The organism is Rhodoferax sp. TH121, from assembly GCF_002251855.1.
GTDB lineage: Bacteria > Pseudomonadota > Gammaproteobacteria > Burkholderiales > Burkholderiaceae_C > Allorhodoferax.
On sequence record NZ_NOXW01000019.1, the window covers coordinates 45,698 to 59,769 of the forward strand.

A 14,072-nucleotide genomic window follows, 5' to 3' on the forward strand; every position below is an offset into this window, starting at 1 on the left:
GCGGTTGTCTTGTCCCCGGGGAATACGCCCTGATACGGGGTGATGGAAAATTGTCCTCACGCCTTTGTTGTCCTCCTGGGGCTGCCTAGAATGTCTCTCCTCCTACCGAAGAGCATTCACTTATGTCCCAGGGATCCATCCGCATTCGCGGAGCGCGGCAGCACAATCTCAAGAACCTCGATCTAGATATTCGCACCGGCGAACTGACCGTGGTGACAGGGCCCAGCGGCTCGGGCAAGTCCAGCTTGGTGTTTGACACGCTGTACGCAGAAGGCCAGCGCCGCTACGTGGAAACCTTCAGCGCCTACGCCCGCCAGTTTCTGGACCGCATGGACAAACCCGCGGTGGACAAGGTGGAAGGCGTGCCTCCGGCCATCGCCATCGACCAGACCAATCCGGTGCGCTCCAGCCGCTCCACCGTGGGCACCATGACGGAGCTCAACGACCACCTGAAGCTGCTGTTCTCCCGCGCCGGCAATCTGTTTGACAAAGACACGGCGCTGCCCGTGCAGCACGACACGCCGGAGACGATTTACGCCGAGCTGCTGCGTCGCGCCGCCAGCGAGGGAAACCCGCGCCTGGTGCTGACGTTTCCCGTGGAGTTGCCCGCCAGCACCACACAAGACGAAGTGACCCAGTGGCTCAGCGCCAGCGGCTTTACACGGGTACAGGCGGAGCGTGAGGTGGGCACCATCAGCGGCCCCCGCAAGGTACTGGACGTGGTGGCCGATCGCTTCCGCATCGACGGGGTGGAGAAGGCCCGTGTGCTGGAAGCGATTGAAGTCGCTTTGAAGCGCGGCAGCGGTCGACTCAATGTTTATGTGCTAAATGAGGTCCTGGCCCCCGCGAATACTGCGCAAACAGCACCTGAAACTGTAGCTAATGCTGCGCCTGCCTTGTGGCGTTTTTCTACAGGCTTGCATTGCCCACAGAGCGACATCCGTTACAGCGACCCCCTCGCGTCCATGTTCAGCTTCAATTCCGCCGTGGGCGCCTGCGAAGCCTGTCGTGGCTTTGGCCGTGTGGTGGGGGTGGACTATGGACTTGTCATCCCTAACGACAAGCTGACCTTGCGCGCGGGCGCTGTCAAACCCATGCAGACCCCCGCGTGGCAAGAGTGCCAGGACGATTTGATGCGCCATGCCGAGGCCAGCGGTATTCCGCGTGATACGCCTTGGTACAAGCTGACCGAGGAGCAGAAGCACTGGGTGCTCAAGGGCTCGCCGAACTGGAATGGCAAGTGGAACCAGCACTGGTTTGGCGTGGACCGTTTCTTTGAATACCTGGAAAGCAAGGCTTACAAGATGCACATCCGGGTGCTCTTGTCGAAATACCGCAGTTACACGCCGTGTGGCACCTGCGGCGGTGCGCGGCTCAAGACCGAGAGCCTGCTGTGGCGCATTGGCACCAAGGCGCAGGCCGACGCGGTGCTGCCGCCGGCCAAGCGCTTCATGCCGCAGGGCGTGAAGTGGACGCGCGCGCAGCTGGAGGCGCTGCCGGGCTTGTGTCTGCATGATTTGATGCTGATGTCGTTAGACAAGCTGAAGAGGTTTTTTGATTCGCTGCAGTGGCAGCTCGATGGAAGTGGGGCGGAGCCAAGGGTGTCGGCAGAGGCCTCATCCACTCGCTTCGCGATTGGCAAATCGGCCTCCGCCGACACCCCTGGCTCCGCTTCGCGTTCGGGCGATGTTGCTCCGGCCCAGTCTGAGGCTGAAGCCAAAACCCTCAAGCTCTTGTTTGAAGAGGTGGGCACGCGGCTCAAGTACTTGTGCGACGTGGGCATTGGCTACCTCACGCTGGACCGGCAGAGCCGCACGCTGTCGGGCGGCGAGGTGCAGCGTATTAACCTGACCACGGCGCTGGGTACATCCCTGGTCAACACCCTGTTTGTGCTGGATGAGCCCAGCATCGGCCTGCACCCGCGTGACATGAACCGCATCATCGTGGCGATGCAGCGCCTGCGCGATGCGGGCAACACGCTGGTGGTGGTGGAGCATGACCCGGCGGTGATGCTGGCGGCCGACCGCATGATCGACATGGGCCCCGGCCCGGGCGAGAAGGGCGGCAACATTGTGTTTGACGGAACGACCGAGGCGTTGAAGGCAGCGGACACCATGACCGGGGCTTACCTGGGCGGCCGCAAACAGGTCGGCATGGGCTTCAAGCGCATGGTGGCACCCAATACGCCGCGCCTGATTCTGGAGGGCGTGACCGAGCACAACCTCAAAAACGTGTCTGTGGAGATTCCACTGCAGCGCCTGGTCTGTGTGACGGGCGTGTCGGGTTCGGGCAAGTCCACGCTGATTCAAGACGTGCTGGCACCTGCGCTGCTGCGCTACTTTGGCAAGGCCACCGAAACCCCGGGCGCACACAGCCGCCTGCTGGGGGCCGAGCAGCTCAGCGAAGTGGTATTTGTGGACCAGTCTCCCATCGGCAAGACGGCGCGCTCCAACCCCGTGAGTTATGTGGGGGCGTGGGACGCGATCCGCGAGCTGTTTGCGGGTGCTGCCTTGTCCAAGGAGCGCAGCTACACGGCCAGCAAATTCAGTTTCAACAGTGGGGACGGCCGCTGCCCCACCTGCGGTGGCTCGGGCTTTGAGCATGTGGAGATGCAGTTCCTGAGCGACGTGTACCTGCGCTGCCCCGACTGCGATGGCAAGCGTTACCGGCCAGAGATTCTGGAAGTCACCATCGAACGCAAGGGCCGTAATGTGAACGTGGCTGATGTACTGGACCTGACGGTGAGCGAAGCCGCCGACCTGTTCAGCGCAGACCGTGATGTGATCCGCGTGCTGCAGCCCATCGTGGACGTGGGGCTGGAGTATGTGAAGTTGGGCCAGCCGGTGCCGACCTTGTCAGGCGGCGAGGCGCAGCGCCTCAAGCTGGCAGGCTTTCTTGCGGAGGCAGCGAAGGGGGGGAGCGCCAGCCGGCAATTCCTGGGCAAAAAGGGTTCGCTCTTCATGCTCGACGAGCCGACCACGGGGCTGCATTTTGACGACATCGCCAAGCTGATGCGTGCACTGCGAAAGTTGTTGGATGCGGGGCATTCGTTGGTTGTCATCGAGCACAACCTGGATGTGATTCGTGCGTCGGACTGGCTCATTGATCTGGGCCCCGAGGGTGGGGATGCGGGGGGCGAGGTCGTTGCGCATGGCACACCGGAGGATGTGATGCTGCATGCCACATCACACACCGGGCAAGCGCTGCGGGACTATGCGGCGGCGATGGGGGTGGTGCATGAGGTGGCTGAGCCGTCGGCCAAGTATTTGATGCGGGCAGCCTCTCTCGCTGCGGCGGATGGGCTTGCGCCCAGTGCCTCATCAACTCGCTTCGCGAGTAGCAAATCGGCCCCGGGCGCAAGCCCATACACCGCCGATTCTGGGCAGGGGGGCGAGGACAGCAATTCCATTCGTATCGTGAATGCGAAGGAGCACAACCTGAAGTCGCTGTCCGTGGATATTCCGCGGGGCAAGTTCAGTGTGGTCACTGGTGTGTCCGGTTCGGGCAAGTCCACGTTGGCGTTTGACATTCTGTTCAACGAAGGCCAGCGGCGTTATCTCGAATCCTTGAATGCCTATGCGCGATCCATCGTGCAGCCTGCGGGCCGGCCCGAGGTGGATGCGGTGTATGGCATTCCGCCTACGGTGGCTATCGAGCAGCGTTTGTCGCGCGGTGGGCGTAAATCCACTGTGGGCACCACCACGGAGGTCTGGCACTTTCTGCGCCTGCTGTGCGTCAAGCTGGGCACGCAGCACTGCTACAAGGACGGCGCGGCGGTGGAGCCGCAGTCGGCAGACAGCATTGCGGCGCAGCTGCTCAAGAACTACCGTGGCCAGCACATCGGCTTGCTGGCCCCGCTGGTGCAGGGGCGCAAGGGCGTGTACACCGAGCTGGCGGACTGGGCGCGGCCGCGCGGGTACACGCACCTGCGGGTGGATGGCAACTTCCTGCCTACCAGTGGCTTTCCGCGGATTGACCGTTTCAAGGAACACAACATCGAGCTGCCCGTAGCCAGTCTGGACGTAACGCCTGCCAACGAACCCGCGCTGCGACAGGCGCTGACCGATGCGCTGACGCACGGCAAAGGGCTTGTGTATGTGCTGAGCGAGATTGATGGATTGCGCGAGGCCATGGTGGCTGGCGCACCGGCCGCTGGCATTGGCAAGGTACAGGTGTTTTCCACCAAACGCGCGTGCCCGGTGTGCGCCACGTCGTATGCCGAGCTGGACCCGCGCCTGTTCTCCTACAACAGCAAACACGGCTGGTGCCCGGATTGTGTGGGCACCGGGGTAGCGCTGACCAAAGAGCAGCGCAAGGTGTTTGACGATTCCGCGCCGGACGATGACAACAAGGGCCGTGAGCAGACCTTTGCTGAAGCCGACATAGAGGACTTGCACGACGCGACCTGCCCTACCTGCGAGGGCACTCGCCTGAACGCAACCGCACGCAACGTCAAGTTTGCCGGCGTGGGCATCACCGACATTGCGCGCTTGAGCGTGACCGATGTGCGCAAGTGGGTGCAGACGCTGCAAGTGGCGGGCGGCATGAGCGCGCGCGAGGCAGACATTGCGCGTGACCTGGTGCCTGAAATTCGCAGCCGTTTGGAGTTTTTGGAAGAAGTGGGTCTGGGTTATCTGACGCTGGACCGCGGCGCACCCACCCTCAGCGGCGGCGAGGCGCAGCGCATCCGTCTGGCGGCGCAGCTGGGCAGCAATCTGCAGGGTGTGTGTTACGTGCTGGACGAGCCCACCATTGGTCTGCATGCGCGCGACAACAAGATTCTGTTGGGCGCGTTGCAGTCCTTGAGCGACAAGGGCAACACGTTGGTGGTGGTGGAGCACGACGAGGACACCATTCGCCATGCGGACCACATCATCGACATCGGTCCCAGCGCGGGTAAACGCGGTGGGCGGCTGGTGGCGCAGGGTTCTATTGCTGATGTGCAGAACGCTCCTGAGTCGCAGACCGGGCGCTACCTCTTGCATGCAATGAAGCATCCGTTGGCGGTACGTCGCGGGATGGTGTCTTACGCGGAGACACTGGTGCTCGACGCGGCGGAAGCCGATGCGCCGGGTTCCTCATACGGCGCGCCAAAATCGTCACCCGGCGCATCGACTTCCACCGCTGGTGCCAGCGCCAAACCGGCTAAGAAACTCAGTGCAAAAGCTGCGAAGGCGGCTGCCGCAGCTGCCCAATTGAGCGCCAGCGAAACGGCTAATGCCGAGCTTGCGGAACGCACCAAAGTAGCCGCGGAATACGCAGCCCTTGCCGACCGTCGCACCGCCCAAATGTCCGTCGCAGCAGCGGGTAGCCCTGGGGTGGGTGACGAAATTGAGCTACGCGACGAGGAGCCCGCCCCAGGGCTACCCGCTGCGGGCCCAGCAAAGGCACCAAAGCCAAAGATCGACTGGCTAACGGTACATAACGCCAGCATGCACAACCTGCAGAACTTCACCGCCCATGTTCCGCTGAAGCGCCTGGTCGCCATCACCGGCGTCAGCGGCTCCGGCAAGTCCACGCTGGCACGTGACGTGTTGCTGGCCAACGTGCAAGTGGCCGTGCAAAAGCGCAGCACCAAGGCCGGCTGCGATGCGCTGGAGGCGGGCGAGACGATTCAGTGGACGGGTTGCGAAGGTGTGGACGGTTTTGAGACGGTGGACCGGGTGCTCGAAGTGGACCAGACCCCCATCGGCAAAACGCCGCGCAGCTGCCCGGCCACCTACATCGGTTTCTGGGACACCATCCGCAAACTCTTTGCCGATACGCTGGAAGCCAAGGCGCGTGGTTATGCATCCAACCGATTCAGCTTCAACACCGGCGAGGGCCGCTGCCCCTCCTGCGAGGGGCAGGGCATTCGTACCATCGGCATGAGCTTCTTGCCCGATGTGAAAGTGCTGTGCGAAACCTGCAAGGGCGCGCGCTTCAACCCCGAGACATTGGCTGTGACGTGGCGTGGCAAAAACATTGGCGATGTGCTGCAGATGGAGGTGGACGAAGCGGTGGACTTCTTCGCCGCCATGCCGGTCATCGCACACCCGCTGCAGCTCCTCAAGGATGTGGGCTTGGGCTACCTCACGCTGGGCCAGCCCTCACCCACGCTCAGCGGTGGCGAGGCCCAGCGCATCAAGCTGGTGACCGAACTTAGCAAGGTGCGTGACGACGTGGGCAAGCGCGGCAACAAAGTGCCGCATACGCTGTATGTGCTGGACGAGCCCACCGTGGGCCTGCACATGGCCGATGTGGAAAAACTCATCCACGTGCTGCACCGCCTGGTCAACGGCGGCCACAGCGTGGTGGTCATTGAGCACGACCTGGACGTGATCGCCGAAGCCGACTGGGTCATTGACCTGGGGCCAGACGGTGGCAACGGCGGTGGGCGCGTGGTGGCTGCTACGACGCCTGAAGAGGTGGTTAAGCTGGGCACCCACACGGGCAAGGCGCTGGAGGCGGTGCTGGCGCGATGACCTGGAGTTTGTGGCTATTTGTCGGTGTCCTCACCAGAATCGACATAAACCGAAACAAAGCGAAACCGCTCTGACACACGGTGGTGTAGCTACAACCGCACCATCGGCGCCTCACTTTTTTTAAAAGGTTTCTGTGATGGATTTGCGAGTATCTGCTTATTGGGGGCTGGCTGTTGCCGGCATTGCAATGCTGGGCGCTGCCCACGCCCAACAGCCCCCCAAGGATGGGGGGCGCGTTGGGCTGGTGGCGCTGGGTGGCTACGAGTACCAAGGTTCGGACGAACCACGCACGCTGGTGCTGCCCACCCTGGACTACACCTGGGCCAATGGTTGGTTTGCCGGTGTCAACGGTGTGGGGCGCCAATGGAATGCGGGCGACAGCTTGCAATACGGCCTCAAACTGGGCTACGACATGGGGCGTGAAGAAGGGCGCAGCACCGCGTTGCGCGGCCTGGGCAGTGTGGATGCGAGTGCCGAATTCGGTGGCTTCGCCCGCTTTGCCCTGGGCAATGGCTTTGCCGCCAAGACCAGCGTGCGTGCGGGCTCAGGTGTGGACAACAAGGGCGCGCTCTGGGATGTCGGGCTGGAATACGGTCAGCCATTGGGCGCAAGCTGGCGCCTGGGGAGTGAATTGGTTGCGACCTATGCCAATGCCGACTATCTGCAGTCCTACTTTGGGGTCACAGCCAAGCAGGCGCAGGCCAGTGGCTACGCGGTGTACACACCTTCTGCCGGGCTGCGTGATGTGAGTGCACGGGTCTCGCTCACCTACCTGATCAGCCCGCAGTGGTCGTTGACGGGGGGCTTGCGTCATACCCAGTTGATGGGTGATGCCAAAGATGCCCCCATGGTGCGCAAGACCAGCGCCAACACGGCCTTGCTGGCCCTCGGCTACGCTTTTTGAGCGACATAAACCGAAACAAAGCGAAACTGCCCTGACACCCTGTGTCAGGGCCCCCGCGGCACCATTGCGGTCATGTTCAACCCGTCCTGTAGGACACGAAAGACCGCCATGACACAGTTCACCCGCATCAGCCTCAAACGCACCCTCTTGGGCGCCCTGACCGCCACCGTGTTGGTGGGCGGGCTTGCCGCCTGCGCTGGCAACCGCCATGACTACAGCGCCAGCATGAACGCCGAGCAATACGCCCAGAAGCGCGACAAGATGGTGGAGAAGGCAGCCAGCAAGCTGGACCTCAGCGACGACCAGAAAAAGCGCCTGAGCGTGCTGGGCGACAAGCTGTTTGAACAACGCGCCGCACTCATCGGTCAGACCAAGAACCCACGCGCCGAATTGCAAGCGCTGATGGCGGGGGAGAAGTTTGACGCCGTGCGTGCCCAGGCCCTCATCAACGAAAAGACCGCCGCATTGCAGACCAAGAGCCCCGAAGTCATTGCCGCGCTGGCCGACTTCTACAACAGCCTGAACCCGGTGCAGCAACAAAAGGTTCGCGACTACATGGAAGGTCGTGGCCACTGGTTCAGCCGCGGGTAAGCGCCATGGCCACCGCAGCGTTGAACGCCATCGCCGCGCCGCTCCGGGCCTATGGCCCCGTGGTGTTTGAAGGCTATGAGGAGCCCCATGCCGAAATCATGGCGCTGGTGTGGGGGCCCCGGTTTGACCGGGAGCACGCCCACACGTTGCTGGAGCGTCGCCCCGGGTATGTGCCGCAGGTGCTACAGGCCGTGCGCCAGGCCGCGGACCACTTTGACCGCCTGCCCGAGGCCGAGCGGCAGCGCCTGCGCACCCTCATCCTGCGGCACCGAAGCCGGTGGGACAATATCCGCGCAGCCCACTAACGCCCTATGCCCCGCATCCTGCTGATTGACGACGACACCCAATTGGGTGGCCCCCTGGCCGCGTACTTTGCACGCTTTGACATGGTGCTGGAGCACGCATTGCGCCCCAGCGAAGGCTTGGCGCGCCTGCAGCAGGGCGGGCTGGATGCCGCCATTCTGGATGTGATGTTGCCCGAGATGGACGGCTTCGCCCTGTGCCGCACCATCCGCAAAGACAACGACATTCCCATCATCATGCTCACCGCACGCGGCGAGGTGATGGACCGCGTGGTGGGGCTGGAGCTGGGGGCCGACGATTACGTGCCCAAACCCTTTGAGCCGCGTGAGCTGGTGGCCCGCGTGCAAACGGTGCTGCGCCGCCGGGCGCCCGTGGCCGCCAAGGCCGCGCCGCCCGACGCCAACACGCTGGTGTTTGACGGCCTGCAGGTCAACGCCACCACCCGCACCGTGCTGCGCGGGGGCGAGGCGGTAGACCTCACCAGCACCGAATTTGATTTGCTGTTGCTGCTGGCCCGTGCCCCAGGCAAGGTGTTCAGCCGCGATGACATCCTCAACCAGCTGCGCGGTCATGAAGCCGAGCTGTACACCCGGGCGGTGGACATTGTGGTGAGCCGCTTGCGCAAAAAGCTCGAGCCATTGGACTGCATCAAAACCCTGCGCAACGCAGGCTACACCCTGGCACTGGCCGGCAGCACCACATGAAGTTCAAAGGGCTTACGTTCTGTGTCAAGGCACACCGCCGTGCCAAGCATGCGCTGGGGCACTCGCTGCGCGTGAAGCTGGTGGCGCTGTTTGTGGTGCTGGCGCTCACCATGGCCGCGGCGTTTACCTTCGGCATGCAGGCTGCCATGGGGGCCAGCTGGCGCGCCGTGGCCAAGCCCTTGCTCACCGATTATGTGGACCGTCTGGCCGCCGATATTGGCAGCCCACCCAGCACCGAGCGGGCTTTGGCCCTGACCGAGCAACTGCCCCTGAGCATCCGCATCACCGGCCCCCAACTCAACTGGCGCAGCCACCCGCTGGAGCCTGAGCTGGACTGGATGTATGACGACCACGGCCCCGGGGAGGAATACAAGTTTTTCCAGCGCACCACCGCCGACGGGCACCGCGTCCAGTTCGGCATCAGCGTGCAGGCCTGGAACCAAAAGCCCCGCTTCATTGGCTGGGTCACGTTGGCCACCCTTTTGCTCTTGACCTGGGTGGCCTACAAATGGGTGCGACGCATGCTGCGCCCGCTGGACGATATTCGGGCCGGAGCCCTGCGCTTTGGTGCGGGCGACTTTGCCCACCACATCCCCGTGCGCCACGCCCACCGCCCTGACGAGCTGGGCGAGCTGGCTGCGACCATCAACACCATGGGCGCGGATATTCATCAGATGCTTGAAGCCAAGCGCACGCTGCTGCTGGCCATCAGCCACGAGCTGCGCAGCCCGCTGACCCGCGCCCGCCTCAACACCGAGCTGCTGCCCGAGAGCAGCGAGGTACAGCCCAGCCGTGATGCGCTGCTGCGCGACCTGGCGCTGATGCGCGATCTGGTGACCGACCTGCTGGAAAGCGAACGCCTGGCCAGCCCGCACGCCGCCCTGCACCGCGAGGCAGTCGACCTGCCGGCTCTGGTGCGCGATGTGGTGTGTGAATTGCAGTCCGCCCATGCGCAGGCCGATGGCTCTGGCGCGCCGAACATTGCCACTGCGCTGCCCCAGACCATGCCCCCGCTGTCGCTGGACCCCACCCGCATGCGCCTGCTGGTGCGCAACCTGCTGGACAACGCCCTGCGCCACAGCAGCGGTGCCAGTGCGCCGCCCCGGGTGGAGGTGCAAACCTTGGCCGACGGCGCTGTGCAGATCGCCGTGCGCGACTTCGGCCCCGGCGTCGCCGAAGACCAGCTCCCCCACCTGGGCCAACCCTTCTTCCGCCCGGACGCCGCCCGCACCCGCGAAGGCGGCGGCGTCGGCCTGGGCCTTTACCTTTGCCGCCTGGTCGCCCAGGCCCACGGCGGCAGCTTTGCCGTGCGCAATGTGCAGCCGGGGCTGGAAATCTGCGTGGTTCTGCCCGACCAGAAGTTGTAAATTGCTCCTGTATTGATAGCTGCTCGCGCAATAGATACCTGGGCTAGAGGCCAATTTCAATCCCAAAGCACCTGCCGTGCCCACTCGGGCATGGGCTGCACCAGTTCTTGTGTCCGGTCGCCTTTGCAGGTGGCCACGGCAGTGTGCGTGCCGGGCGTTACGTCAGCAGAGTCGTAAAGAATGGCGGCGTCGGCCAGGCGCACCGCTTGGGTGAGGTGGGCTAGCGTGCGCGTGTAACGCGCCAGAATGCGTTCAGGGGGCACAGTGTGGCCGCCCTCAAGAACCCGCTGAGCCACGCGCGCCAGCAGGCGTCCCGGCCTGTCCAACGCCACCACCAACAGCATGACGAAGAAGCCTGCTGCTTGGGCCTCTTGAATGAGCACGAGTTTGGACTTGTGTGAGAACACAGTCTCGCTCGCAAATGACTGACCTGCTTGCAGCAGCGCGGCCCGGCGCGCGTCGGCCCACTGGCGGGCTTGCTCAGAGCGCTGCGCTGGGTCGGCAATGTGTTGCAGGTGTGCGGTCTCGTGCAGGTCGGCGTTCACAAACTCTGCTGCGGCCGGGATGGTGCCTGCCAATACCAGTGCGCGATACAGGGTGGACTTGCCTGCGCCGTTGGGCCCGGCCAGCAGGTAGAAGACGGGTTGCCCCATGTCAGGCAGTTGCCGGGCTTGCCTTGCTTCGGTTGTTGGCTACCACCTCACGCACCCGTTGTGCCAGGCTGCCATCGTTCTCCACGGCCATGAATTGGGCGAGCAGGTCGTCCGCCTGGCTGGGGCGAGCGCGCTTGGCGGCGGCCTCGTAGTTGGCAATGGCGGTTTGTGCTTCTTGGGCAGTCAGGCCGCTGTGCTCCACGATGCGGCCTAGCGTAGCCCAGTATTCCACTTGTCCGGCTACCGACCGGCGCATGGGTTGCGCTGCCTCGCGTGCTTGGTCCACCAAGGCGGCGGGAAGTTTGACGGATGCAAAACCGGTGGGGGCTTGGGACATGACATTTCTCCTGATTGGCGCATTTTGCGCCAATTTGGCTAAATTGGCAGAAAATCATTCTCTGCTGTGATGGGCGGCTCCACTACATTCAATATTCGCGATTCACAAATATTGAATGCAAGTGCAACTTAAATCCCAAGATTTCCTGGCAGCTCTCATGCGCGGGGCTCTGGGCCATCCGGGTTGGTCGTATGCGCGGTCTATCAGCCTCTGTCGGGCGCGATTGCACAGTAAATCGGCGAAGATCCACAGGCTGTATTAAAAATTCAAACTCTTCGTGGGCGACCTCGCGCTCGAAAACGCGTAAAGCAACCACAACCATATTTATTTATGTCTACTTTTGAAATCGAAGGCGGCGTGCCCCTGCGGGGCACGATCCGCGCCTCTGGCAACAAGAACGCCATCCTGCCCATGATTGCGGCCTGCATCCTGACCGACCGGGAGGTGGTGCTGGACAACGTGCCCGACATCATCGACGTGCGCCACATGCTGGACGTGATCGTCGAGATTGGTGGCAAGGTGGAGCGCAGCGGTGAGCGCGTGAGCATCCATGTAGCCAGCGTGCGCACCAATGAGATTGGGCAGGCGCTGTGCAACAAGGTGCGTACCTCCATCCTCTGCGTGGCCGGCCTGCTGCACCGCACCGGCAAGGCGCGCCTCTACCCGCCCGGTGGCGACGTGATTGGCCGCCGCAGGCTGGATACGCATTTCTACGGTCTGATGAAGCTGGGTGCCAAGGTGTCCATCGAAGCGACCTATGACTTTGAAGTGCCCGGCGCGCTGACCGGCGCCGAGCTGTTCTTTGACGAACCCTCCGTCACCGGTACCGAGCACATCCTGATGGCTGCCGCCGTGAGCCGCGGCCACACCCTGATCCGTAACGCGGCCTGCGAGCCGCATGTGCAAGACCTGGCCCACCTGCTCAACGCCATGGGCGCCAAGATCACCGGCATTGGCACCAACCAGCTCAGCGTGGAGGGCGTGCCTTCCTTGGGCGGTGCGCACTACAGTGTGTGCCACGACCATATCGAGGCTGCGTCCTACCTGGCGCTGGCTGCTGCCACGGGCGGCGAGATCACGGTGGAAGGCACCGACAAGCACGCCTACGGCATGTGCCACCGCGTGTTCGAGACCCTGGGCGTCAAGATTGAGCTGCACGACAAGCACATCTACCTGCCCGCCAACCAGACCCTGCGCGTGACGCGCGAGTTCGACGGTGCCATGCCGGTCATTGGCGACGGCCCCTGGCCCCAGTTCGCCACCGACCAGATGAGCTGCATGATCACGCTGGCCACGCAAGTGGAGGGCAATGTGCTGTTCTTCGAGAAGATGTTCGAGTCGCGCCTGTACTTTGTGGACAAGCTCATCGCCATGGGCGCGGCCGCCGTGGTGTGCGACCCGCACCGCGTGGTCATCAGCGGGCGCAGCAAGCTGCGCGGCACCACACTGCCTTCCCCCGACATCCGTGCGGGCATGGCGCTGCTGGGCGCGGCCTTGTGCGCGAGTGGCAAGTCCACGCTGCAAAATGCCAACATGATCCAGCGCGGCTACGAGAAGTTGGACGAGAAGCTGCTGGCGCTGGGCGCCCGCATCACGCTGAAGGCCTGAGATTGCTATATAAAAAGTAGCTGCTTGCGCATATTCCATAAGGGCTGGAGCCCTATTTGATGCCTAAAAGAGGCCTTAGCCATGAAAACCTTCTACAACCACCTGCACGCCCAGCACCAGGGCAAGGTCGAGATGTTCCGCGGTGCGCTGGTACCGTGTTTTGAAGTGCCGGCCCGTGCTGACCATGTGTTGGCGGAGCTCAAGCGCCGCCAGCTGGGCACGGTGCTGGAGCCGCAGGCCTTTGACGACAGCGCACTCACCGCCATCCACAGTCCGCGCTACCTGAACTTCCTGGCCACGGCCTGGGACCAGTGGGTGGCGCTGGACCCGGCCAACGCGGACAAGGACATCCTGCCCTCGGTCTGGCCTACGCGCACCTTCCGCTCTGACATCGAGCCCGATAACTTTGCCGCCAAAGTGGGCCTCTATTCGTATGACGCCGGCTCGCCTTTCACCCGCGGTACCTGGGTGGCCGCGCGTGCCGGCGCCCACTGCGCGCTGAGCGCGGCGCAGGCCCTGTTAGCCGGCGACCGCGCGTCCTTCGCGCTGAGCCGCCCGCCGGGTCACCACGCGGGCGCCGATTTCTTTGGCGGCTACTGCTTCCTCAACAACGCTGCCCTGGCCGCGCAGCACTTGCGCAATGCGGGCCTGAAGAAGGTGGCCGTGCTGGACGTGGACTACCACCATGGCAACGGCACGCAAGCCATCTTTTACGACCGCCCGGATGTGTTCTTTGCCAGCATCCACGGCGACCCACGCACCGAGTACCCCTTCTACTTGGGCCATGCCGATGAAAAAGGGCAGGGCGCGGGGCTGGGTGCCAACCTCAACCTGCCGCAGCCGCGTGGCACCGCCTACGCCACCTGGGCGCAGGCGCTGGACACGGCCTTGGCCGCCATCCAGGCCTTTGGTGCCGAGGCATTGGTGGTGTCGCTGGGCATGGACACCTTCGAGGGTGACCCGATTTCCGGCTTTACCCTGAAGAGCGACGACTACCTCCGCGTGGGCGAGCGCCTGGCGCGCGCCGGTCTGCCCACGGCCTTCATTTTTGAGGGCGGCTATGCCGTGGAAGAGGTCGGCATCAACGCCGTGAATGTGCTGGAGGCTTTTACAAGCGCTTAACAAGTTTTGGCCCGCCGCG

Annotated in this window: 10 protein-coding genes; 8 read left to right on the forward strand and 2 right to left on the reverse strand. The window is 63.6% G+C overall.

Translation table 11 applies throughout. The annotated features are described in order from the left end of the window. Nucleotides 1–122 precede the first annotated feature (122 nt). From uvrA to CHU94_RS04425, 6 genes are all read left to right on the forward strand, one after another. The gene (gene uvrA / locus CHU94_RS04400; protein ID WP_094477176.1) at nucleotides 123–6,464 is read left to right on the forward strand and encodes an excinuclease ABC subunit UvrA; all 6,342 of its coding nucleotides are present in this window, start codon (nucleotides 123–125) and stop codon (nucleotides 6,462–6,464) included. A gap of 136 nt (nucleotides 6,465–6,600) precedes the next feature. Then, nucleotides 6,601–7,368, forward strand: a complete 768-nt coding sequence (locus tag CHU94_RS04405) for a MipA/OmpV family protein (RefSeq protein WP_094477178.1) — start codon at nucleotides 6,601–6,603, stop codon at nucleotides 7,366–7,368. Nucleotides 7,369–7,476: 108 nt separating this feature from the next. Continuing rightward, complete coding sequence (locus CHU94_RS04410) at nucleotides 7,477–7,959, forward strand: Spy/CpxP family protein refolding chaperone (protein ID WP_094477180.1); 483 nt, start codon at nucleotides 7,477–7,479, stop codon at nucleotides 7,957–7,959. 5 nt (nucleotides 7,960–7,964) lie between these two features. Then, nucleotides 7,965–8,264: a hypothetical protein gene (locus CHU94_RS04415; RefSeq protein ID WP_094477182.1), complete on the forward strand. Its 300-nt coding sequence runs from the start codon at nucleotides 7,965–7,967 to the stop codon at nucleotides 8,262–8,264. A 6-nt stretch (nucleotides 8,265–8,270) separates the two neighbouring features. Continuing rightward, nucleotides 8,271–8,966 (forward strand): response regulator transcription factor, encoded by a 696-nt coding sequence (locus CHU94_RS04420; protein WP_094477184.1) that lies wholly within the window; start codon nucleotides 8,271–8,273, stop codon nucleotides 8,964–8,966. Continuing rightward, nucleotides 8,963–10,333 (forward strand): HAMP domain-containing sensor histidine kinase, encoded by a 1,371-nt coding sequence (locus CHU94_RS04425; protein ID WP_094477186.1) that lies wholly within the window; start codon nucleotides 8,963–8,965, stop codon nucleotides 10,331–10,333. Before CHU94_RS04420 ends, CHU94_RS04425 begins: the two co-directional genes overlap by 4 nt. A gap of 56 nt (nucleotides 10,334–10,389) precedes the next feature. Here CHU94_RS04425 and CHU94_RS04430 read toward each other — a convergent pair whose 3' ends face one another. Both CHU94_RS04430 and CHU94_RS04435 read right to left on the reverse strand, forming a co-directional pair. Further along, nucleotides 10,390–10,986 (reverse strand): zeta toxin family protein, encoded by a 597-nt coding sequence (locus CHU94_RS04430; RefSeq protein ID WP_094477188.1) that lies wholly within the window; start codon nucleotides 10,984–10,986, stop codon nucleotides 10,390–10,392. 1 nt (nucleotide 10,987) lies between these two features. Then, nucleotides 10,988–11,323: a hypothetical protein gene (locus CHU94_RS04435; RefSeq protein ID WP_094477190.1), complete on the reverse strand. Its 336-nt coding sequence runs from the start codon at nucleotides 11,321–11,323 to the stop codon at nucleotides 10,988–10,990. A gap of 330 nt (nucleotides 11,324–11,653) precedes the next feature. Between CHU94_RS04435 and murA the strand changes: the two genes are divergently transcribed. Together murA and CHU94_RS04445 are read left to right on the forward strand one after the other, a co-directional pair. Further along, complete coding sequence (gene murA / locus CHU94_RS04440; protein WP_094477192.1) at nucleotides 11,654–12,931, forward strand: UDP-N-acetylglucosamine 1-carboxyvinyltransferase; 1,278 nt, start codon at nucleotides 11,654–11,656, stop codon at nucleotides 12,929–12,931. 81 nt (nucleotides 12,932–13,012) lie between these two features. Continuing rightward, the gene (locus CHU94_RS04445; protein WP_094477194.1) at nucleotides 13,013–14,053 is read left to right on the forward strand and encodes a histone deacetylase family protein; all 1,041 of its coding nucleotides are present in this window, start codon (nucleotides 13,013–13,015) and stop codon (nucleotides 14,051–14,053) included. Nucleotides 14,054–14,072 lie beyond the last annotated feature (19 nt).